20 protein-coding genes are annotated in these 20,649 nt (G+C 72.0%); 14 read left to right on the top strand and 6 right to left on the bottom strand.

The annotated features are described in order from the left end of the window. Window positions 1–3: 3 nt before the first annotated feature. Both AQI88_RS32490 and AQI88_RS32485 read left to right on the top strand, forming a co-directional pair. Complete coding sequence (locus tag AQI88_RS32490; protein WP_067006031.1) at window positions 4–978, top strand: ABC transporter ATP-binding protein; 975 nt, start codon at window positions 4–6, stop codon at window positions 976–978. Then, the gene (locus tag AQI88_RS32485; RefSeq protein WP_067006029.1) at window positions 971–2,026 is read left to right on the top strand and encodes an ABC transporter ATP-binding protein; all 1,056 of its coding nucleotides are present in this window, start codon (window positions 971–973) and stop codon (window positions 2,024–2,026) included. The genes AQI88_RS32490 and AQI88_RS32485 overlap by 8 nt, the downstream gene beginning before the upstream one ends. Window positions 2,027–2,154: 128 nt before the next feature. On the opposite strand, the gene AQI88_RS32480 is transcribed toward AQI88_RS32485, so the two are convergent. Beyond that, window positions 2,155–4,266, bottom strand: coding sequence for a S9 family peptidase (locus AQI88_RS32480; protein ID WP_067006027.1), 2,112 nt, complete (start codon window positions 4,264–4,266; stop codon window positions 2,155–2,157). 204 nt (window positions 4,267–4,470) lie between these two features. Here AQI88_RS32480 and AQI88_RS32475 point away from each other — a divergent pair, with 204 nt between their 5' ends. The 8 genes from AQI88_RS32475 (at window position 4,471) to AQI88_RS32440 (ending at window position 12,075) form a co-directional block, all read left to right on the top strand. Beyond that, complete coding sequence (locus tag AQI88_RS32475; protein ID WP_067006025.1) at window positions 4,471–4,665, top strand: hypothetical protein; 195 nt, start codon at window positions 4,471–4,473, stop codon at window positions 4,663–4,665. Between the two features lie 35 nt (window positions 4,666–4,700). After that, window positions 4,701–5,561: an N-acetyl-1-D-myo-inositol-2-amino-2-deoxy-alpha-D-glucopyranoside deacetylase gene (gene mshB / locus AQI88_RS32470; protein WP_067006023.1), complete on the top strand. Its 861-nt coding sequence runs from the start codon at window positions 4,701–4,703 to the stop codon at window positions 5,559–5,561. Further along, on the top strand, window positions 5,558–5,974 hold the full coding sequence (locus AQI88_RS32465) for a DUF6113 family protein (protein ID WP_067006021.1): 417 nt from the start codon (window positions 5,558–5,560) through the stop codon (window positions 5,972–5,974). The genes mshB and AQI88_RS32465 overlap by 4 nt, the downstream gene beginning before the upstream one ends. Window positions 5,975–6,129: 155 nt before the next feature. Then, window positions 6,130–8,442 (top strand): hypothetical protein, encoded by a 2,313-nt coding sequence (locus AQI88_RS32460; protein WP_067006018.1) that lies wholly within the window; start codon window positions 6,130–6,132, stop codon window positions 8,440–8,442. Between the two features lie 147 nt (window positions 8,443–8,589). Beyond that, entirely contained in the window at window positions 8,590–9,522 is a 933-nt protein-coding gene (locus AQI88_RS32455) for an ABC transporter ATP-binding protein (protein ID WP_208615964.1), read from the top strand. After that, on the top strand, window positions 9,516–10,274 hold the full coding sequence (locus tag AQI88_RS32450; protein ID WP_067006014.1) for an ABC transporter permease: 759 nt from the start codon (window positions 9,516–9,518) through the stop codon (window positions 10,272–10,274). The genes AQI88_RS32455 and AQI88_RS32450 overlap by 7 nt, the downstream gene beginning before the upstream one ends. Window positions 10,275–10,279: 5 nt before the next feature. Continuing rightward, window positions 10,280–11,464: a sensor histidine kinase gene (locus AQI88_RS32445; RefSeq protein ID WP_067006119.1), complete on the top strand. Its 1,185-nt coding sequence runs from the start codon at window positions 10,280–10,282 to the stop codon at window positions 11,462–11,464. Beyond that, entirely contained in the window at window positions 11,461–12,075 is a 615-nt protein-coding gene (locus AQI88_RS32440) for a response regulator transcription factor (protein ID WP_067006012.1), read from the top strand. Before AQI88_RS32445 ends, AQI88_RS32440 begins: the two co-directional genes overlap by 4 nt. A gap of 28 nt (window positions 12,076–12,103) precedes the next feature. Here the strand turns inward: AQI88_RS32440 and AQI88_RS32435 are convergent, their stop codons facing one another. Continuing rightward, a complete protein-coding gene (locus AQI88_RS32435; RefSeq protein WP_067006010.1) occupies window positions 12,104–12,970 on the bottom strand; it encodes a transglutaminase family protein in 867 nt (288 codons plus the stop codon). Window positions 12,971–12,999: 29 nt separating this feature from the next. Next, the gene (locus tag AQI88_RS32430) at window positions 13,000–14,115 is read right to left on the bottom strand and encodes a GNAT family N-acetyltransferase (protein ID WP_079057953.1); all 1,116 of its coding nucleotides are present in this window, start codon (window positions 14,113–14,115) and stop codon (window positions 13,000–13,002) included. A 140-nt stretch (window positions 14,116–14,255) separates the two neighbouring features. On the opposite strand from AQI88_RS32430, the gene fdxA reads away from it, so the two are divergent. Both fdxA and AQI88_RS32420 read left to right on the top strand, forming a co-directional pair. Next, complete coding sequence (fdxA, locus tag AQI88_RS32425) at window positions 14,256–14,576, top strand: ferredoxin (RefSeq protein WP_014674796.1); 321 nt, start codon at window positions 14,256–14,258, stop codon at window positions 14,574–14,576. A gap of 112 nt (window positions 14,577–14,688) precedes the next feature. Next, a complete protein-coding gene (locus AQI88_RS32420; RefSeq protein ID WP_067006008.1) occupies window positions 14,689–15,786 on the top strand; it encodes a bifunctional succinyldiaminopimelate transaminase/glutamate-prephenate aminotransferase in 1,098 nt (365 codons plus the stop codon). A 64-nt stretch (window positions 15,787–15,850) separates the two neighbouring features. Here the strand turns inward: AQI88_RS32420 and AQI88_RS32415 are convergent, their stop codons facing one another. Together AQI88_RS32415 and AQI88_RS32410 are read right to left on the bottom strand one after the other, a co-directional pair. Then, window positions 15,851–16,318: an ATP-binding protein gene (locus AQI88_RS32415; RefSeq protein ID WP_067006006.1), complete on the bottom strand. Its 468-nt coding sequence runs from the start codon at window positions 16,316–16,318 to the stop codon at window positions 15,851–15,853. Window positions 16,319–16,592: 274 nt separating this feature from the next. Then, window positions 16,593–17,585 (bottom strand): VldE C-terminal domain-containing protein, encoded by a 993-nt coding sequence (locus AQI88_RS32410; protein ID WP_208615963.1) that lies wholly within the window; start codon window positions 17,583–17,585, stop codon window positions 16,593–16,595. 95 nt (window positions 17,586–17,680) lie between these two features. Here AQI88_RS32410 and dapE point away from each other — a divergent pair, with 95 nt between their 5' ends. Together dapE and AQI88_RS32400 are read left to right on the top strand one after the other, a co-directional pair. Continuing rightward, the gene (gene dapE / locus AQI88_RS32405; protein WP_067006001.1) at window positions 17,681–18,760 is read left to right on the top strand and encodes a succinyl-diaminopimelate desuccinylase; all 1,080 of its coding nucleotides are present in this window, start codon (window positions 17,681–17,683) and stop codon (window positions 18,758–18,760) included. A gap of 102 nt (window positions 18,761–18,862) precedes the next feature. Next, the gene (locus tag AQI88_RS32400) at window positions 18,863–19,621 is read left to right on the top strand and encodes an LOG family protein (RefSeq protein ID WP_067005999.1); all 759 of its coding nucleotides are present in this window, start codon (window positions 18,863–18,865) and stop codon (window positions 19,619–19,621) included. A gap of 45 nt (window positions 19,622–19,666) precedes the next feature. On the opposite strand, the gene folP is transcribed toward AQI88_RS32400, so the two are convergent. Continuing rightward, window positions 19,667–20,527, bottom strand: coding sequence for a dihydropteroate synthase (gene folP / locus AQI88_RS32395; RefSeq protein ID WP_067005997.1), 861 nt, complete (start codon window positions 20,525–20,527; stop codon window positions 19,667–19,669). Between the last annotated feature and the right edge of the window lie 122 nt (window positions 20,528–20,649).

The following is a 20,649-nucleotide window of genomic DNA, read 5'->3' as shown; positions in this document are numbered from 1 at the left end:
GCCATGTTGCTCGAAGTGCGCGATCTGCACGTGGAGTTCCGTACGCGGGACGGGGTCGCCAAGGCCGTCAACGGGGTGTCGTACGGCGTCGACGCGGGGGAGACCCTGGCGGTGCTCGGTGAGTCGGGGTCCGGGAAGTCGGTCACGGCGCAGGCCGTGATGGGGATCCTCGACATGCCGCCGGGGCGGATCACCGGCGGGGAGGTCTTCTTCCAGGGCAAGGACGTGCTGAAACTGAAGGAGGAGGAGCGGCGCAGGCTCCGGGGCTACGGGATGGCGATGATCTTCCAGGACGCGCTGTCCGCCCTCAACCCCGTGCTGTCGGTGGGCGACCAGCTCGGCGAGATGTTCGTCGTGCACCGGCGGATGTCGAAGAAGGACGCGCGGGCCAAGGCGGTCGAGCTGATGGACCGGGTGCGTATTCCGGGGGCCGCCGAGCGGGTGCGGGACTATCCCCACCAGTTCTCCGGCGGCATGCGCCAGCGCATCATGATCGCCATGGCGCTGGCGCTGGAACCGGCGCTCATCATCGCCGACGAGCCCACCACGGCCCTGGACGTCACCGTGCAGGCCCAGGTCATGGACCTGCTCGCGGAGTTGCAGCGCGAGTACCACATGGGGCTGATCCTCATCACCCATGATCTGGGGGTCGTCGCGGACGTGGCCGACCGGATCGCCGTGATGTACGCGGGGAAGATCGTCGAGTCGGCCCCGGTGCACGACATCTACAAGAGCCCCGCTCACCCCTACACCCGAGGCCTGCTGGACTCCATCCCGCGCCTGGACCAGAAGGGGCAGGAGCTGTACGCCATCAAGGGCCTGCCGCCGAACCTGATGAACATCCCGCCCGGCTGCGCCTTCCATCCGCGCTGCCCGATGGCCCAGGACGTGTGCCGTACGGACGTACCGCCGCTGTACGAGGTCTCCGAAGAGCGGGGCAGCGCCTGCCACTTCTGGAGGGAGTGCCTGCATGGCTGAGCCGATCCTGGAGGTCAGCGGCCTCGTCAAGCACTACCCGCTCATGCAGGGGGTCCTCTTCAAGAAGCAGGTCGGCGCGGTGAAGGCGGTCGACGGCGTCGACTTCACCCTGGGCAAGGGCGAGACGCTGGGCATCGTCGGCGAGTCGGGCTGCGGCAAGTCGACGGTGGCACGGTTGCTGTGCAACCTGGAGCGGCCGACGGCGGGCTCGATCAGGTTCAAGGGCGAGGACATCACCCGGCTGTCCGGCAAGGCCCTGAAGGCCGTCCGGCGCAACATCCAGATGGTCTTCCAGGACCCGTACACCTCCCTCAACCCGCGGATGACGGTGGGGGACATCATCGGGGAGCCGTACGAGATCCACCCCGAGGTGGCCCCCAAGGGCGACCGGCGCCGCCGGGTGCGGGAGCTCCTCGACGTGGTCGGCCTCAACCCCGAGTACATCAACCGCTACCCGCACCAGTTCTCCGGCGGCCAGCGCCAACGCATCGGCATCGCCCGGGGGCTGGCGCTGCGCCCCCAGGTGATCGTCGCCGACGAGCCGGTGTCGGCCCTGGACGTCTCGGTCCAGGCGCAGGTGATCAACCTGCTGGACGGGCTCCAGTCGGAGTTCGACCTCTCCTACGTCTTCATCGCGCACGACCTGTCGATCGTCCGGCACATCTCGGACCGGGTCGGGGTCATGTACCTGGGCCGGATCGTGGAGATCGGCAGCGACGCCGAGATCTACGACCACCCCACGCACCCCTATACGCAGGCGCTGCTGTCGGCGGTCCCGGTGCCCGACCCCGAGGCCCGCGAACGCCGCGAGCGGATCATCCTCACCGGCGATGTGCCGTCCCCGACGAACATCCCCTCGGGCTGCCGCTTCCGCACCCGCTGCTGGAAGGCGCAGGAGCGGTGCGCCCTGGAGGTCCCGGCGCTGGCGGTCCCGGAGGGGTTCCGGGGCGCTTCCGGGCCCGCGGTCCATGACTCGGCCTGCCACTTCGCCGAAGAGAAGCAGGTGGTGCCGCCGGAGGCGGCGGAAAACGGCAACGGGCCGGGATGACATGGTGCATCCCGGCCCGTTCACGGCACCCGCACGGCCGTACGCTGTTCAGCCTCGCGCGTCCGTATATCGGTACCGCTTCCGTGAAGTTGCCTGCGTGTAAACGCAGTTCACGGCGGTTTGTGCGGTTATGCCAGCGAACGCTTGAGGAAGTCCACCTGGAGCAGCAGCAGGTTCTCCGCGACCTGCTCCTGCGGGGTCATATGGGTGACGCCGGACAGCGGGAGCACCTCGTGCGGACGGCCCGCGGCGAGCAGTGCCGAGGACAGGCGCAGGGTGTGGGCGGCCACCACGTTGTCGTCGGCCAGGCCGTGGACGATCATCAGCGGGCGGTGCGGTTCGGCGGGGGAGGACAGGCCCGCGTCGGTCACCAGGGAGCTGCGGACGTACGCCTCGGGGTCCTTCTCCGGGTCACCCAGGTAGCGCTCGGTGTAGTGGGTGTCGTAGAGACGCCAGTCGGTGACCGGGGCGCCGGCGATGCCCGCGTGGAAGACGTCGGGGCGGCGCAGGACGGCGAGGGCGGCCAGGTAGCCGCCGTAGGACCAGCCGCGGATCGCCACCCGGGACAGGTCCAGCGGGTAGCGGCCGGCCAGGTCCTGGAGGGCCTCGATCTGGTCGTCCAGGGTGAGCGTGAAGTCGCGGTGGACCGCCTTCTCCCAGGCCGGTGAGCGGCCGGGGGTGCCCCGGCCGTCGGCGACGACGACCGCGAAGCCCTGGTCGGCGAACCACTGCGAGGTCAGGTGCGCGTTGTGCGCGGCCACCACGCGGGGGCCGTGCGGACCGCCGTAGGGGTCGAGCAGGACCGGAAGGGGCGTGTCGCCGGGGTAGTCCGTAGGCATAAGCACGGCGCACGGAATTCGGCGTGCGCCCCCCTCGGTGAGGTGCACGCTGGGGGACAAACCGGGATCTTCGGCGTACGACAGGACAGTCGCCGCCGGTTTTCCGTCACGCAGCACCTGGACACGCGAGCCCGGCCTGTCGAGCGTGGCGGACACCAGGACCGTCACGTCCCCGGCCCGCACCGCCGTGTGCACGCCGGGCTGCTGCGACACGCGCTCCACGCCGAGTTCGTTCACCCGGTAGACATGGACCTCGCCGGTCTGCGGGGACTCGGCCTCCTCGCCCGCCGACGCCGCGACCAGCACATCGCCGGGGCCCACGTCCAGCACGGCACGGATGTGCAACTGTGGCCCCGTCAAGGGACGTTCACCCACCGCGAGCACGCGTGCGCCGCCCTCGTCCGCGATCCGGACAAGTTGCCCGGACGGGTTCCAGCAGGGCACACCGGCGAAAAGTTCCAGCCATGTTGGATCTTCGTCGGCGTGCACCATCCGGGTCGCCCCGGAGTCCGGGTCCACCGCCAGGAACAGCTGGCTGCGCTGGTTTCGCGCCTGCACCAGGAGCAGCGGCGCCCCCGCCTCTGACCAGTGCACACGTGCCAGATACGGGTAGCGTGCGCGGTCCCAGACGACCTCCGTGCGCTCCCCGCCGAGACCGACGACGAACAGGCGTACGTCCGCGTTCTCCGTCCCCGCCGCGGGGTAGGCGACGTGGTGTGGCTCACGCTCGGGGTGGGCCGGGTCCGCGATCCACCACCGCCGCACCGGCGTGTCGTCCACGCGCGCCACCAGCAGCCGGTCCGACTGCGGGGCCCACCAGAAGCCCCGCGAACGCGCCATCTCCTCGGCCGCGATGAACTCGGCCAGTCCGTAGGTGACCGCGTCCGACTCCGGCTCGGCCAGCGCCCGGTCGCCCTCACCCTCGGCGCCCACCACCCGCAGGGTGCCCTGCGCGACGTACGCCACGTGCCGCCCGTCGGGCGACGGCCGCGGGTCGATCACCGGGCCGGGGACGTGGAGTTCGCGTGCCGTACCGGCCCGCAGCTCGGCCGTGAAAAGCCGCCCCGACAAGGCGAAAGACGCCAACTCCACGGCCGCGTCGGTGGCATAGCCGACGATGCCGGCACCACCCTCCCGGCTGCGCTCCCGGCGCGCCCGCTCCTCGGGCGAGAGCTGTTCCGAGGTGCCGTGGAGGAGGGAGCGCGGGTCGGCGGCCGGCCGTTCCGTGCCGTCCGTCGGATCAAGAATCCACAGGGAGTTGGCCCGGTCCGTGCCCGAGCTCGAACGCAGGAATGCGACACGCGAACCGTCGGGTGCCACGGTGAACGCACGCGGCGCGCCGAGCGTGAACCGCTGCGTACGGGCGTGCCGACGGGGGAAGGAGTCAGCCTCGGTCGTCATACTCCGACCATATTGGCCATGCGCCCCCTTGTGCGGCCGTGCGCCGAGCGATGCGCGAGTACGGATAGTTATGATCACTACCGCTGAGTGGGTATGAACCCGCTGGCGTGCGCATGGATTTGCTCTGCTGATCCACAACCGAGTGACAACCCCCATAGTCCGAACCCCCCCCCGCGTCCCTGGGATCTTTGGAGGTGAGCCGCCGTGGCACTCTCGATTTCGGCGGTGGTGCTGCTGGCGGTCATCGTCTTCCTGCTGATCAGGAGGTCAGGGCTGAAGGGCGGCCACGCGGTGGTCTGCGTCCTGCTCGGCTTCTACCTCGCCTCCTCGACCGTCGCCCCCACGATCAGTGAGCTGACGACGAACGTCGCGAGCATGATCAGCAGCATCAAGTTCTGACGGCCGACCCGGCACGGACCTCGTAGGGTGGTCCCATGACGGAACTGCCCGCCCGGCGTCTGCTGCTGGTGCACGCGCACCCGGACGACGAGTCGATCAACAACGGCGCGACCATGGCCAGGTATGCGGCCGAGGGTGCCCATGTGACCCTGGTCACCTGCACCCTGGGCGAGCGCGGGGAGGTCATCCCGTCCGAGTCGCGGCATCTCACTGGTGCCGCCCTGGGCGCGCACCGGCGGGGCGAGCTGGCCGCGGCCCTGCGTGAGCTGGGCGTCGAGGACTCCCGGCTGCTCGGCGGCGCGGGCCGCTACGGCGACTCCGGGATGATGGGCATTGCGGACAACGACGACCCGGCCTGCTTCTGGCAGGCCGATGTGGACGCCGCCGCCGCCTCCCTCGCCGAGGTGATCCTGGAGATCCGCCCACAGGTCCTGGTCGCCTACGACGACAACGGCGGGTACGGCCATCCGGACCACATCCAGGCCCACCGCGTCGCCATGCGCGCCGCCGAACTGGCGGCCGAACGGGGTCACCGGATCGCCAAGGTCTACTGGAACCGGGTCCCGCGCTCCGTCGCCGAGGCCGCCTTCGCCCGCCTCGAGGACGAGCTGCCCACCCTGCCGTTCGAAAAGAGCGGCTCCGTGGCCGACGTACCGGGCGTGGTCGACGACGAGCGGATCACCACCGCCGTCGACGGCACCGCGTACGCAGCCGCCAAGGCCGCCGCGATGCGGGCCCACGTCACCCAGATCGAGGTCGCCCCCGGCCGGCCGTACTTCGCCCTCTCCAACGACCTGGCCCAGCCGCTGTTCACCACCGAGTACTACGAGTTGGTGCGCGGCGAGGCGCAGCCCGGGGAGACCGACCTGTTCGCGGGCATCGAGGGGGCGTCATGAGCACGGGCGGACGCGGCTCCCTGCTCGCCCAGCCGCTGCAGCTCCCCTCGCTCGGGCGGGCGGCCGCCTACCTCGGGCTGTTCCTGCTCGGTGCGCTCGTGGCGCTCGCCGGGGCCCTGCTGCAGGCCGCCTGGTTCCCGGGCGGGCTGCTGCTCGCTCTCGCGGGCGCGGCCGGGCTCTTCGTCGGCGGGTCGTACGCGCTCGGTGGCCGGGGCGGGGCGGTCGCGCCGGTCGTCGGCTGGATCCTCACCGTTCTCCTGCTCACCGCCAGCCGTCCGGAGGGCGATTTCCTGTTCGGCGCGGGAGGCGGCTCCTACCTCTTCCTGCTCGGTGGTATGGCCGTGGCTGTGATCTGCGCCACCCTTGCCCCCGGTCGGCAACCCGACGGCGGCTCCGTCCGACTTGGCAAGTGACGTACCACTTCGCTGTGCGGCGCACGTGCGAGTCCGGTGTGGGTTTCCGCGGCGGTCATGGGATACGCACCAGACGTGGACAGTATGGTGGTGCGCGCCGCCGAGCTGCCCGCTGAGGTCGTAACGGGCGGCGGAGCCAACCGGGAGAACCTGCCTTGAGTCGTGAAACTGACACTCCGTCCTCCGGGCCCAACGGGCGCGGCGGAGCCGCATACCCCTCGGGGACGCCGCCGTACGGCACCCCCATGGCTTCCGACGCCGGTACGGATGCGGGCCGTTCGGCCGCCCGGCCGGAGGAACGCAAGACCGAGACCACGCTGACGACCCGGATCCGGATCAACATCCCCGGATCGCGGCCCATCCCGCCGGTCGTCGTGCGCAAGCCCGTCCCCGACGGCGAGGCCGTCGGGGACGACACGCCCGCCGAGACGCGGCCGGCCCCCGCCGCCGCGCCGCCCGCGGGCGCCGTCGAGCCGCCCGCCGAGCCCGGGCCGCAGGCCGAGGAGAAGACCAGCGACTGGTTCGCGCCCCGCAAGTCCGGCGCGCCCAAGGGCGGTCCGGGCGGCGGCGGCACGAACGGCGCCGGAACGCCGGGCGGTTCCGCAGCCGCCGCGAGCACGCCGGGCGCCCGGCCCGGTGGCCAGGGTGCCTCCGGCGCGGCCGGTGCCACCGGCGCCCGCCCCGGCGGCGGCCGCCCCGGTGGTGTGGTCGGCTCCATGAGCGCGCCGGGCGTCCGGCCCGGCGGTACGAACGGCTCGGGCCTGCCCGGCGCCACCGGCGGCCCCGTGGCCCCGGGCCACGGCGGCGGCACCGGCTCCTTCGACGTCACCGAGGCGCTGGCCGCGGGCCCGCTGGGCGGCTCCCGTTCCGGCGCGCCCGGCAGCGAGGAACCGAGCCGCGACGATCTGCCGTACTTCTCGGAGAACGGCGGACAGAGCGGCCTGGGCGGCGGCAGCGCCGGTGCAAGCGGGACGAACGGTCCCGGCGGACCCGGCGGGTCCAGTGGCTTCAACGCGGGCAGCGGCCAGGGCGGCCGCGGCCCGCAGGGCCCGGCGGGCCCCACCAGCGGCCCGGTCACCGGCGACGGACCGTTCGCCCCGCAGGCCGCTCCGAGGAGCGCGCTCAGCGACCTGGACCGGGACCTGGGCGAGTCCTTCGACGGTCCTGGCGGCTACGGCGACACGGGCAGCCACCACCTGCCCGGCGGCGCGCACGGCCGTAACGGCCAGGGCGGCCCGCTCGCCCCCGGCGCCCTCGCGGGACCCGGCGTCCCGGGCGGGGGGCTCAGCGACGACACCGCGATCCTCACCCCGCAGAAGCCGGCCCCCGAGCCGGGCACGCCCGGATACCGCTCCCCGGACAACGTCTCCGGACACACCGTCACCAGCGGCATCCCGGTCATCCCGGGCGCCGGGAACTCCCCGTTCGGCACCGGCACGCACCCCGACGGGCCGGTGCCCCACACGGCGCCCAAGCTGCCCGATCCGGCCCCGCAGCCCAAGGCCGCGGCCAAGCCCAAGAAGAAGGGCCGCAGCAAGCTCGTGCTGCTCGGCGTCGGCGTGTTCGTCGTCGCGGGAGGTGCCTACGGCGCCGGCCTGCTGATGAACCACACCGACGTGCCCAAGGGCACCACCGTGCTCGGCGTGGACATCGGCGGCGGCACCCGCGACGACGCCGTCAAGAAGCTCGACGAAGCCTTCGGCAGCCGGGTGAACAAGCCGCTGAAGCTGTCCGTGGGCGGCAAGACGGTCTCCCTCACCCCGGACAAGGCCGGCCTGCAGTTCGACTTCCAGAGCACGGTGAGCCGGGCCGCGAAGAGCGACTACAACCCCGTCTCGGTGGTCGGCTCCCTCTTCGGGCAGAAGCGGGTGGTCGAGCCGGACATGCCGGTGGACGAGGAGAAGCTCCAGGCCGCGCTCGAGCAGGCCGACGGCGGCTCCGGCTCGCTCACCGACGGCACCATCTCCTTCCAGGCCGGCAAGGCCGTGGCCGTGTACGGCAAGGCGGGCAAGGGCATCGACGCGGCCCAGTCGACCCAGGCCGTCACCCAGGCGTACCGCACCCTGGTGGAGACCGGCACGGCGGCCCCAGTCACCGTCCCGACGACCACCAAGCAGCCGACGGTGTCGAACGCCGAGGTCGACCGGGAGATGAAGGAGTTCGCCGAGCCGGCGATGTCGGGCAAGGTGAGGGTGCAGACGGATGCGGCGCACTCGGTCCTGATGAGCCCGCAGAACTCACTCTGGAAGTTCCTCAAGGTGGTGCCCACTCCGGACGGCAAGCTGGTCGACAAGCCCGACCTGGCCGCCCTGAAGCAGCTCTACGGCGGGACCTTCAACGGCGTACTGATCACCCGCGCCAACGGCAAGAAGACCCCGGTCACCCCGCAGGAGGTCTACATCGCCCTCCGCCAGGCGCTGCTCAGCAAGACCAACCGGGTCGCCGTCATCTCCACGAACCCGAGCTAGCACGCTGCTGCCCTCGAAGGGGCCGCCCGGCACACCCGCCGGGCGGCCCCTTCGTGTGTGTCACCCGATCCGCATGACATCCGTCATCCGGCACCCAGGACCGCCGACACTGCCGGGCCACCGGCCCCGGCGGCCAGCATGGAGGACATGACAACGACAGCGGCACCGGCCACCACCACCCCGGTGGTCGGGTTCGACCAGGTGACCAAGACGTACGGGAGCGTGCGGGCCGTCGACGGGCTCTCGCTCCGGCTGTACCCGGGCGAGACCGTCGCCCTCCTCGGCCCGAACGGGGCCGGCAAGTCCACCACCCTCGATCTGCTCCTCGGCCTCAAGAACGCCGACAGCGGCACGGTGAACGTGTTCGGCACCGGCCCGCGCGAGGCGATCGTCGCCGGGCGGGTCGGTGCCATGCTGCAGAGCGGCGGGCTGATGGAGGACGTCACCGTCGCCGAGCTGGTGAAGCTGGCCTGTTCCCTGCACCCGAAGCCGTACAAGGCCGCGGAGGTGATGGCCCGCGCGGGCATCACCCAGATCGCCGACCGCAAGGTCAACAAGCTCTCCGGCGGCCAGGCCCAGCGCGTCCGCTTCGCCCTCGCCACGGCCGGCGACAGCGATCTGATCATCCTGGACGAGCCGACCACCGGCATGGACGTCTCCGCCCGCCAAGCCTTCTGGGCCACCATGCGCGAGCAGGCCGACCAGGGCCGTACGGTCCTCTTCGCCACCCACTACCTCGAAGAGGCCGACGCCATAGCCGACCGGGTCCTCGTGCTGCACCGCGGCCGGCTCCTCGCCGACGGCACCGCCGCCGAGATCAAGGCCAAGGCAGGTGCCCGGAGGGTCGCCTTCGACCTGGAGGGCGACATCGACGAGCCCGCCCTGCGCGGCCTGCCCTTCCTCACCTCCATCGACGTGTCGGGCCAGACCGTCCGCATCCAGTCCGCCGACGCAGACGCCACCGTCCGCGCCCTCTACGGCCTCGGCGTCTACCCCCGCAACCTCGAAGTCGCCGGCCTCGGCCTGGAGCAGGCGTTCGTCGCCATCACGGAGGCCGAGGAGGCCAAGCAGTCATGCTGAACACATTTGCCACGCAGGCCCTGATCAAGCTCGAACTCGCCCGCGCCCTGCGTAACAAGAAGTTCCTGTTCTTCTCGGTGCTCTACCCGGCGATCATCTACCTGATCTTTTCGAGCAGCTCCGGCTCGAACGAGAAGGTCAGCGACACCGGACTGACCGTCGCCACCTACCTGATGGTCTCCATGGCCTCCTTCGGCGCCCTGACCGCCGTCCTGATGGGCAACAGCGAGCGCATCGCCAAGGAGCGCGAGAGCGGCTGGGTACGGCAGCTGCGGCTGACCCCGCTGCCCGGGCGCGGCTATGTCCTCGCCAAGACCGCCAGCGCGGCCGTGGTGAGCCTGCCGTCGATCATCGTGGTGTTCATCGCCGCCGCCGCCATCAAGCACGTACGCCTGGACGCCTGGCAGTGGCTCGCCCTCGTCGGCGTCATCTGGGCGGGCAGCCTCGTCTTCGCCGCGCTCGGCGTCGCCATCGGCTACGTCGCCTCCGGGGACGCGGTCCGGCCCATCACGATGATCGTCTACTTCGGTCTGTCGATCCTCGGCGGCCTGTGGATGCCGTCCACGACCTTCCCGCAGGTCCTGCAGGACATCGCCAAGTGGCTGCCCACGCACGCGTACGCTGCACTGGGGCAGGCGATCGAACAGAGCCAGGCCCCGCACGCGACGGACATCGCCATCCTCGCCGTCTACTTCGTCCTCTTCTCGGGCGGCGCGGCCTGGCTGTACCGGAAGGACACGCTGAAGGCGTGAGCATGATGACGGAAGACCGGGAAGCGGGCGCCCCGGAGCACGCGCCCGTGGGCTGGCCGCCCCGCAACCGGCGCGAGCTGACGGTCAAGGTGCTGTGGATCGGTGTCTGGCTGGTCTTCCTCAGCTCGCCCATCCACGACCTGGTCAACGGCGACCACACCACCGGCGCCACCGTGGCCGGCTCGCTCGGCCTCGCCGCGTTCGTCGCGGCCTACCTGTCGCTGGTCTTCCGGAACATGGGCCGGCCGTTCTCCGCACGGATCGTCGTCACCCTGATCGCGGTCCTCGGCATCCTGGCTCCCGTGCTGGCCTACACCCTCGGCAGCGCCTGGCTGGGACTGTTCATCTACCTTTCGGTGGCCTGCGGGGCGACCCTGCCGTTGCGGGCCGCCTACGGGGCCATCCCGGCCAGTGCCGTCACGATGTACCTCGTCGGACTGCACTCCGACGAGCAGGAGGCGCGCAACCTGCTCCTGCTGACCCTGCTCATCGGCTTCGCCATGACCGGCGTCGGCCAACTGGTCCGTACGACCATCGAGCTGCGCAAGGCCCGGGCCACCGTCGCCCAGCTCGCCGCCAACGAGGAGCGGCTGCGCCTCGCCCGCGACCTGCACGACCTGCTCGGCCACTCGCTGTCGCTGATCACGCTGAAGAGCGAGCTGGCCGGCCGGATGCTGCCCGACCACCCCGACAAGGCGGCCCAGCAGGTCGCCGACATCGAACAGGTCAGCCGCCAGGCCCTGGTCGACGTCCGCGAGGCCGTCACGGGCTATCGCCGCCCCCGGCTGGCCGAAGAACTCGCCGGCACCCAGGTCGCCCTGACCGCCGCCGGTGTCGCGGCCGAGGTCCCGGCCGAACCCGACCTCGCCGGCATCCCCGAGGAGGCCGAGTCCGCCCTCGCCTGGGCGCTGCGCGAGGCGGTCACCAACGTGGTCCGGCACAGCGGCGCCGACAAGTGCGTCGTCCAGCTGCTGCGCCGCCAGACCCTGGACGGCCCGGTCCTCGAACTCTCCGTCGAGGACAACGGATCCGGCGGCTCCGGCACCGGCCCGGGCAACGGTCTGACCGGTCTGACCGAGCGTCTGGAGAAGGCGGACGGGACCCTGGAGGCGGGCCGGGTCAAGCACGGATTCCGGCTGGTCGCCCGCGTGCCCACGGCCACTTCGGTGGACGTAGGATCCGGGGCATGACGAGCACGATCAAGGTCCTTCTCGCCGAGGACCAGTCGATGGTCCGGGAGGCGCTGGCCGCGCTCCTCGGCCTCGAGGACGACATCGAGGTCGTCGCCCAGGTCGCCCGCGGCGACGAGGTGCTGGCGGCCGTCGGTGCGCACGGCGTCGACGTGGCGCTGCTCGACATCGAGATGCCCGGCTGCACCGGCATCGAGGCGGCGGCCCAGGTGCACCGGGCGTTCCCCGCGGTCAAGCTCGTCGTCCTCACCACGTTCGGCCGCCCCGGCTATCTGCGCAGCGCCATGGAGGCCGGCGCCGACGCCTTCCTCGTCAAGGACGCGCCGGCCGCGCAACTCGCCGCCGCCGTCCGCAAGGTGCTGGCCGGCGAGCGGGTCATCGATCCCACCCTGGCCGCGGCCGCCCTGGCCGAGGGCGCCAACCCCCTCACCGAGCGCGAACGCGAGGTGCTGCGCGCGGCGGCCGACGGCTCCACCAACGCCGAGCTGGCCAAGGCCCTCCACCTCTCCCAGGGCACGGTCCGCAACTACCTCTCCACGGCCATCCAGAAGCTGGCGGTACGCAACCGGGCGGAGGCGGTACGGATCGCACGGGACAAGGGCTGGCTCTGAGCGCCGGGCGAACTGCCGGGCGAGCGCGTCAGTTGAGCATCGCGCGTGCCGAGTGGGCCTGCTGCCGGACCTTGCGGGCGGCCGACTCGTCGACGACCTCGATCAGGTGGGCGTACGCGTCCAGCTCCTCGGCCCCCTGCACGAACTCGCCTCGCTGCACCAGCAGTTGACCGCGCTCATAGCGCAGCCGAGCCGGATGTGCGGGCAGCAGCAGGGCCAGCTCCACGGCCCACAGCCCGACATCCGACCGCTCGGGCCGCGCCGTCGCCCACGCCCGGATGTTGTTCAGGATCCGCTGCACGACGTCCACCGGCGCCGCGGGCACCAGCATCGAGGGCTGCAACGGCGCCCCGGTCGCCCCCTGCACGAGCAGCTCGGCATCCGTCCCGGTGAGCACCCGCCCGCCGTCGAACGGATCGGCCAGCACCTGCTCCTCGGCCGCCCCGAACCCGACCACGAAGTGTCCCGGCAGCGCGACCCCGTACACCGGCGCCCCCGCCCGCCGGGCGACCTCCAGCCACACCACCGACAGCAGGATCGGCAGCCCGCGCCGCCGCCGCAGCACCTCGTGCAGCAGCGAGGACTCCAGCCGCTCGTAGTCCCCGGCCGACCCCGAGAACCCGTAGCGCTCACCCAGCAGCCGGCCCAGCGCCTGGGCCCACGCGTGCGGGCCGCCCGGACGGTACGGCAGCTGCCCGGCCAGCTGGTCCAGCTCCACCTGGGCCGCGTCGATGCCGGCCTCGTCCAGCGAGCCGTCCGCCTCCGCGCCGATCAGCAGGCACAGCGTCGACAGGTCCGGCCGCTCGGACCGGGCCTCCTCGCCGAACCGCCGCCGCAGCTCGGCGGACCGCTCCGGCGGGGGCGGATACGGAGGCGGAAGACGGGGGTGCCGCATGCCTGGCTCATGCCCTTCCACGACGATTCCTACGACCGCCCGGGGCCGGCCTCGGCCGACGTCCGGTGCCGGTCGGCGTGGTCCTCCGGGTGCTCCTGCGGCGCCCGGTAATGGTGGTACGCGTGATGCGGGGCGAAGCCGAGTCCGGTGTACAGGGCGCGGGCGGCCTCGTTGTCGTCCTCCACCTGGAGCCAGGCCGCCGAGGCGCCCTCGTCCAGGGCGCGCCGGGCCAGCGCGGCCATCACCTCGGTGGCCAGCCCCTGCCGGCGCCGGCCGGGATCGACCTCGACCGCGGCGAACCCGGCCCACCGCCCGTCCACGACACACCGCCCGATCGCCGCCGGAGCCTCGCCGGCCGCCGCGCCGGGCACGGTCGCGAACCACACCGACGGGCCGCTGCCGAGCACCTGCAGAGCCACCTCGCTCACCCCCTTGCGCTGGTACCGGGCGAGCCACGCCTCGTCCGCCTCCCGGGACAGCACCACCCCGGCGCCCTCGGCCCGGTCCGCGACCGGCGCCAGGGCCCCGGTCCACAGCTCGGCGGTCACCTCCCGCACCCAGCCGCGCCGCTCCAGCTCCGCGCACAGCAGCTCCTGCGTGCCCTCGGCGCCGGTGGCGGTCTGGACGTAGGCGGGCAGGCCACGCTCGCCGTACCAGCGTCGTACGGAATCCAGGGCCGCGTCGAGCGGAAGCCCGGGATCACCGAGCGGCAGCACACTGTTCGCCCGCCGGGTGAAGCCCGCCCGTCGCCCGGCCACCGCCCCCCACGGACGCGCTTCGCGCGGCACCTCCTGGACTGCCGCCCGCAGCTCCCACTCCCCGAGTCGCTCGCTCTCCACCGGCCGCCACGCGCGCGCGGCGATGTGCGCCAGCTCCGGGTAGCTCGCGGCAGGCCCCCGGCGGCGCGCCGGCGCGGCCGGTACGACCTTGCCCGCGGCCAGCGCGGACTCCGCGATCCGGACGCTCCGCCCGTCCCGCCGTGTGATCATGAGCACGCCGTTGTCCCATGATGTGAGAACACCCACCGTGTCGGTGAACTTCTCCAGCGCCTCTCCAGGCTCGTTCAACCGCCGCACGGAGACCCGTTTGCCCACGTCAGTAGCGGTTATACGGACCTCGAGGCGTCCATGCGCCGATATTTCCACTGGTCAGTTCACCCCTCCTGTACGGATCATGCCCCGGAACGGAGATACTAGGGGCGGGCATCGACGACGCCGCGCTCCCGCGCGCCAGGCGGCGGAGCCTGAGGAGGCCCGCCAGCGCCCTATCGAGGAGGAACGACAGCGTGACCTACGTCATCGCGCAGCCTTGTGTCGACGTGAAGGACAAGGCGTGCATCGAGGAGTGCCCGGTCGACTGCATCTACGAGGGCCAGCGGTCCTTGTACATCCACCCGGACGAATGCGTCGACTGTGGTGCCTGTGAGCCGGTCTGCCCGGTCGAGGCGATCTTCTACGAGGACGACGTGCCGGAGGAGTGGAAGGACTACTACAAGGCTAACGTCGAGTTCTTCGACGAGCTGGGCTCCCCCGGCGGCGCCAGCAAGCTGGGGCTGATCGAGCGCGACCACCCGTTCGTCGCCGCGCTCCCGCCGCAGGGCGAGTGACCTAAGCGGCCAAGCGGCCCGCGCCGCCTCGGTCCCGTACGGCCCGATCGCCTTGATCACCGCCGTACGGGACCGAGGCGTTTGCCGTTACCGACGAAAGCGAGCAAGACCTGTGTCCGCAGTCTCCGACCGTCTCCCCACCTTCCCCTGGGACAAGCTGGAGCCGTACAAGAAGACGGCCGCAGCACACCCGGACGGCATAGTCGACCTCTCCGTCGGCACCCCGGTCGACCCGGTCCCCGAGCTGATCCAGAAGGCCCTGATCGACGCGGCCGACTCGCCGGGCTACCCGACGGTCTGGGGCACCCCCGCACTGCGTGACGCGATCACCGGCTGGCTGGAGCGCCGCCTGGGCGCCCGCGAGGTCACCCACCGCCACGTCCTGCCCATCGTCGGCTCCAAGGAACTGGTGGCCTGGCTGCCGACCCAGCTGGGCCTCGGCCGGGGCGACCGGGTGGCCTTCCCTCGCCTGGCCTACCCGACGTACGAGGTCGGCGCCCGCCTGGCCCGCGCCGAGCACGAGGTCTACGACGACCCGCGCGACCTGGACCCGGCGGGCCTGAAGCTCCTGTGGCTGAACTCGCCCTCCAACCCCACCGGCAAGGTGCTGGGCAAGCAGGAGCTGACGGAGATCGTCGCCTGGGCCCGTGAGCACGGCGTGCTGCTGTTCTCCGACGAGTGCTACCTGGAGCTGGGCTGGGAGGCCGACCCGGTCTCGGTCCTGCACCCCGACGTCAACGGCGGCTCCTACGACGGCATCGTGGCCGTCCACTCCCTCTCCAAGCGCTCGAACCTGGCCGGCTACCGCGCCGCCTTCCTGGCGGGCGACCCGGCCGTCCTCGGCCCCCTCCTGGAGATCCGCAAGCACGGCGGCATGATGACCTCGGCGCCGACGCAGGCGGCGGTGGTGGCGGCGCTGGGCGACGACGAGCACGTCCGCGTGCAGCGCGAGCGCTACGCGGCCCGCCGTACGCTCCTGCGCGAGGCCCTCCTCGGCCACGGCTTCCGCATCGAGCACAGCGAGGCCAGCCTCTACCTCTGGGCCACCCGCGGCGAGTCCTGCTGGGCCACGGTCGCCCACCTGGCCGAGCTGGGCATCCTGGTCGCCCCCGGTGACTTCTACGGCGCGGCGGGCGAGAAGTTCGTACGCGTGGCGCTCACGGCGACGGACGAACGGGTCCGGGCGGCGGTGGCCCGCCTGACGGCATAGAAAAAGCGACGGGGTCCAGGGAATTCCCTGGACCCCGTCGCCGTCAGGTCAGCGACAGCCGGCCTCAGCCACCCAGCGGCGACAGACCGTTCGTCGACAGCCCGCCCGGCGTGAGGTTGCCGGTCGCGGGCCCGCCCTTCGCCACGGTGGACGTGGTGTCCCCGAGGACCTTCGCCGCGGTCCCGGCCGTTTCCCCGGCGGCCTTCTGCACGGCGGGCGCCGCCTTCTTCACGGCGCTGCCACCGGTCTTGCTCGCGGTCGCACCGGCCTGGCTCGCGGTCGGCACCGCCTTCTTGACCGCCTGGGTGCCCGCCTCACTCGCGAGCCCGGTGACGTGCTGCGTGGCACCGTCGACGGTGGTGCCGGCGTTGCCGACGTTCGCCGTGTCCAGGGCGGACAGACCACCCAGGTCCGGGGTCGCGGGCAGGTTCGTGGCCGCGCCGGCAGAGCCGGCCGCACCGACCCCGGCAGCCGCTCCCGCTGCGACAAGCAGCGCGGCACGGGCGATCCGGCGGGTCAGGGGGAGGGACATGGTGCTCCATTCGACGGGAGAGAACGTTGACGTGTCCGGTCTCGGACGCCGTGACTACCGCTCGAAGCCGACGAAGGTTGCGGACGCCGAAGGTAAAGAATGGATAACGCATCGCATTATCGTTTGTGGATAAAAACGGGCAAAGGGCGCCCGTTCGAAACCCCGCAGAATCCTTACGGCCCTTGATTTCCCGGGGTTTTCGCCATCGCACCGCATCTCCCGGGAAAACACGCCAGTCCCGCGGCCGCACAACCCGGCCGAGTGAGAGCCCGTACTACTGTCCGGTCACGATCCGGACCGCCCCCACGGACTTCTCCGCACCACCGGTCCCCTGCGCGCCGGCCGTGCGCCACTCGCCGCCGCCGTTCCCGCCGGTCCACTCCCGGCCCGCGTACGCCACCCGGTCGATGTGCAGCGCCGAGGAGTTGGCCACGGCCCACTCCGCCAGCTGCCAGCCCCGCTCCCGCTCACCGCGCCCGGTCGCATCCGTCTTCGCACCCTCGGGCACCGCCACGGTCACCGTCCGCCCGTGCGCGGTCGCCGTCACGCTCGGCGAGGGCGACGGCGACGGAACAGGTGTACCGCCCACCACCGCACCGGTCTCCTGCAGCGCGTCGCGCCCGAAGTCCCGCACCAGCGCGGCCCGCACCGCATCGGGACCGGTCGCCGTCGCCGTGCCCTCCTGGCGCCCGTCGCAGGTCAGCGTGGCCGCCACACGCCCGGTCAGGGCCGCAGCCAGCAGCGTGGCGTCCGGCTCGTGCTTGGCGTACGCCTCCGGATAGCCGCTGCGCTGCACCTGCTGCGCGGCCTGCGTCAGCGGCAGGCCGGTGTAGTTCGGCACCTTGGCCAGGTGCGCGTAGAAGATGCCCGCCGCGTAGTCCGGGTCCATGATCTGCTGCTCGGTGCCCCAGCCCTGCGAGGGCCGCTGCTGGAACAGGCCCAGGGAATCCCGGTCGCCGTGCTCGATGTTGCGCAGCCCCGACTCCTGGATCGCGGTCGCCAGCGCGATGCTCACCGCCCGCTCGGGCATGCCCCGCCCGGAGCCGACGGCGGCGATCGTCGCCGCGTTCGCCGCCTGCTCGGGCGTGAACTCGTACGATGCCCCGTCACCGGTGCCGGAGACCACCTTGCAGCCGCGCGCACCCCCGCCCCCGGCGACGTACTGCACCACCAGGTAGGCGGCGACGGCGGACAGGACCAACAGCGCCGCACTGATACGCAGGAGGCGGCCGCGGCGCTTGGGACGAGTGGGGGACGGCTCTGGCACGCGTACAAGGTACTGGAGCCCTTCACGGGCCTCGCGGCCGGTCCTTGGAGCCGCGCTGACCTGGTCTTCGCGAGCGGCGCGCTAGGGTCGGGGCCATGGCCGACACCTCGCTTGACCTCACGCTGGACGCCGCAGCGCTCACCGCGCGGCTGGTCGACTTCCCCTCCGAGAGCGGTACCGAGAAGCCCCTGGCGGACGCCATCGAGGCCGCCCTGCGCGGCCTGCCGCACCTGACGGTGGACCGGTACGGCAACAACGTGATCGCCCGGACGAACCTGGGCCGGGCGGAGCGCGTCATCCTGGCCGGCCACATCGACACGGTGCCGATCGCGGACAACGTGCCGTCCCGGCTGGACGAGGACGGCGTGCTGTGGGGCTGCGGCACCTGCGACATGAAGTCCGGCGTGGCCGTGCAGCTGCGCATCGCGGCCACGGTCCCCGCCCCCAACCGCGACCTGACCTTCGTGTTCTACGACAACGAGGAGGTCGACGCCGAACTCAACGGCCTCAAGCACGTGTCCGAGGCCCACCCCGAGTGGCTGCGCGGCGACTTCGCGGTCCTGCTGGAGCCCTCCGACGGGCAGGTCGAGGGCGGCTGCCAGGGCACCCTGCGGGTGCTGCTGAAGACCGCGGGCGAGCGGGCCCACTCGGCGCGCGGCTGGATGGGCTCCAACGCCATCCACGCGGCAGCCCCCATCCTGGCCCGGCTGGCCGCCTACGAGCCCCGCCGGCCGGTCATCGACGGCCTGGAGTACCGCGAGGGACTGAACGCGGTGCGCATCTCGGGGGGAGTGGCGGGCAACGTCATCCCGGACGAGTGCGTGGTGACGGTCAACTTCCGCTACGCCCCCGACCGCACCGAGGAGGAGGCGATCGCCCACGTCCGCGAGGTGTTCGCGGACTGCGGGGTGACGGAGTTCGTGGTCGACGACCACAGCCCCGGCGCGCTGCCCGGCCTCTCCCACCCGGCCGCGGCGGCCTTCACCGAGGCGGTCGGCGGCACCCCGCAGCCCAAGTACGGCTGGACGGACGTCTCCCGCTTCTCCGCGCTCGGCGTTGCCGCGGTCAACTACGGGCCGGGCAACCCGCACTTGGCGCACAAGCGGGACGAGCGGGTCGAGGTGGCGAAGATCCTGGCGGGCGAGGAGCGCCTGCGCACCTGGCTCACGGCGTGAGGATCCCGTAGGGCGTTTCAGGCGGACATGCTCACGTCCCCCCTCCGTAACCCGCGTGGATCTAGGCTGAGGTCGAACTGCCGGCAAGCGGAGGGAGCGCACATGGCTACCGGAAACCCCGAGGGGAAGAAGCAGCCGCCGGACGAGCAGCGGCTCGGACCGGTCCTCCGGCGGCGCGGACAGGTGACGGCGAGCACGACGGACCAGCGGCTGCTGGATGCGGGCGGGCCCACGGACTGGGTCCACACCGACCCCTGGCGGGTCCTGCGCATCCAGTCGGAGTTCATCGAGGGCTTCGGCACGCTCGCCGAACTCCCGCCCGCCATCAGTGTGTTCGGGTCGGCGCGTACGCCGGTGGACTCGCCGGAGTACGACGCGGGGGTGCGGCTGGGCCGAGGGCTGGTGGAGGCCGGCTGGGCGGTGCTCACGGGCGGCGGCCCCGGCGCCATGGAGGCGGCCAACAAGGGCGCGTGCGAGGCGGGCGGCATCTCGGTCGGCCTCGGCATCGAACTGCCCTTCGAGCAGGGGCTGAACCCCTACGTCGACATCGGTCTGAACTTCCGGTACTTCTTTGTCCGGAAAATGATGTTTGTGAAGTATGCCCAGGGCTTCGTCGTCCTCCCGGGCGGCCTCGGCACCCTCGACGAGCTCTTCGAGGCCCTCACCCTGGTCCAGACCCAGAAGGTCACGCGCTTCCCGATCGTCCTGTTCGGCAGCGAGTACTGGGGCGGGCTGGTGTCCTGGCTGAAGAACACGCTGGTGCCCCAGGGCAAGGCGTCGGAGAAGGACCTGCTTCTCTTCCATGTGACGGACGAGGTGGAGGAAGCAGTGGCCCTGGTGTCGAAGGAGGCGGCCCGCTAGCGCCGTCCACCGGGGGCTCCACCAGGGGGCGGAGCCCCCTGGTGGTCAGGCCAGGCCGCGCCTGGCGACCGCGGGGGCCCTGTGGCCCGCGATCGACGCCACCATCTCCAGTACCTGCCGGGTCTCGGCGACCTCATGGACCCGGTAGACCTGCGCTCCGAGCCACGCCGACACCGCCGTGGTCGCCAACGTGCCCAGCAACCGCTCCTTCACCGGCCGGTCCAGCGTCTCCCCCACGAAGTCCTTGTTCGACAGCGACACCAGCACCGGCCACCCCGTGGCAACCATCTCGTCCAGCCGCCGCGTCGCCTCAAGACTGTGCCGCGTGTTCTTCCCGAAGTCATGCCCGGGATCGATCAGCACCGACTCCCGAGGCACCCCCAGCGACACCGCCCGCTCCGCCAGCCCCAGGGTCACCTCCAGGATGTCGTCCATGACGTCGCCGTACGTCACCCGATGCGGCCGCGTACGCGGCTGCACACCCCCCGCGTGCGTGCACACCAGCCCCACCCCGTACCGCGCCGCGACTTCCGCCAGCGCCGGGTCCACCCCGCCCCACGCGTCGTTCAGCAGATCCGCCCCGGCCTCGCACACCGCCTCGCCGACCTCGGCCCGCCACGTGTCCACACTGATGATCACGTCCGGGAAGCGCCGCCGTACCTCCGCGACGAAACCGACCGTCCGCCGCGCCTCCTCCTCGGCCGTGACCTCCTCGCCCGGCCCGGCCTTCACCCCGCCGATGTCGACGATCGCGGCGCCCTCGGCCACCGCCTGCTCCACCCGTGCGAGCGCAGGCTCGTCGCGGAACGTGGCCCCCTGGTCGTAGAAGGAGTCCGGGGTCCGGTTCACGATCGCCATGATCACCGGCTCGTGCGGCCCGAATTCCCGCCTGCCCAGCCTGAGCATCCGCTGTGACCTCTCCTAGTACCTTCCGTAGTACGGCCGCCTGCGACCCTAACTGTCAGACTCGCATGGCACGATCGGAGCCTGAGAGATTCAGCTTCCGGCACATCGAGCGTGGGGACCTC

Origin of the sequence: Streptomyces cellostaticus (assembly GCF_001513965.1) — a bacterium.
GTDB classification, from domain to species: Bacteria; Actinomycetota; Actinomycetes; order Streptomycetales; family Streptomycetaceae; genus Streptomyces; species Streptomyces cellostaticus.
Note: the sequence above shows the minus strand (reverse complement) of the source record. Positions and strands in the feature narration are given on the sequence as shown.

Excerpts from the sequence above, each read along its gene's own strand:
- AQI88_RS32435 (WP_067006010.1), bottom strand. The coding sequence starts at position 12,970 with ATGCGGCACCCCCGTCTTCCGCCTCCGTATCCGCCCCCGCCGGAGCGG.
- AQI88_RS32400 (WP_067005999.1), top strand. The coding sequence starts at position 18,863 with ATGGCTACCGGAAACCCCGAGGGGAAGAAGCAGCCGCCGGACGAGCAG.
- mshB (WP_067006023.1), top strand. The coding sequence starts at position 4,701 with ATGACGGAACTGCCCGCCCGGCGTCTGCTGCTGGTGCACGCGCACCCG.
- dapE (WP_067006001.1), top strand. The coding sequence starts at position 17,681 with ATGGCCGACACCTCGCTTGACCTCACGCTGGACGCCGCAGCGCTCACC.
- folP (WP_067005997.1), bottom strand. The coding sequence starts at position 20,527 with ATGCTCAGGCTGGGCAGGCGGGAATTCGGGCCGCACGAGCCGGTGATC.
- AQI88_RS32485 (WP_067006029.1), top strand. The coding sequence starts at position 971 with ATGGCTGAGCCGATCCTGGAGGTCAGCGGCCTCGTCAAGCACTACCCG.
- AQI88_RS32455 (WP_208615964.1), top strand. The coding sequence starts at position 8,590 with ATGACAACGACAGCGGCACCGGCCACCACCACCCCGGTGGTCGGGTTC.
- AQI88_RS32445 (WP_067006119.1), top strand. The coding sequence starts at position 10,280 with ATGACGGAAGACCGGGAAGCGGGCGCCCCGGAGCACGCGCCCGTGGGC.
- AQI88_RS32480 (WP_067006027.1), bottom strand. The coding sequence starts at position 4,266 with ATGACGACCGAGGCTGACTCCTTCCCCCGTCGGCACGCCCGTACGCAG.
- AQI88_RS32415 (WP_067006006.1), bottom strand. The coding sequence starts at position 16,318 with ATGTCCCTCCCCCTGACCCGCCGGATCGCCCGTGCCGCGCTGCTTGTC.
- AQI88_RS32450 (WP_067006014.1), top strand. The coding sequence starts at position 9,516 with ATGCTGAACACATTTGCCACGCAGGCCCTGATCAAGCTCGAACTCGCC.
- AQI88_RS32490 (WP_067006031.1), top strand. The coding sequence starts at position 4 with ATGTTGCTCGAAGTGCGCGATCTGCACGTGGAGTTCCGTACGCGGGAC.
- AQI88_RS32465 (WP_067006021.1), top strand. The coding sequence starts at position 5,558 with ATGAGCACGGGCGGACGCGGCTCCCTGCTCGCCCAGCCGCTGCAGCTC.
- AQI88_RS32440 (WP_067006012.1), top strand. The coding sequence starts at position 11,461 with ATGACGAGCACGATCAAGGTCCTTCTCGCCGAGGACCAGTCGATGGTC.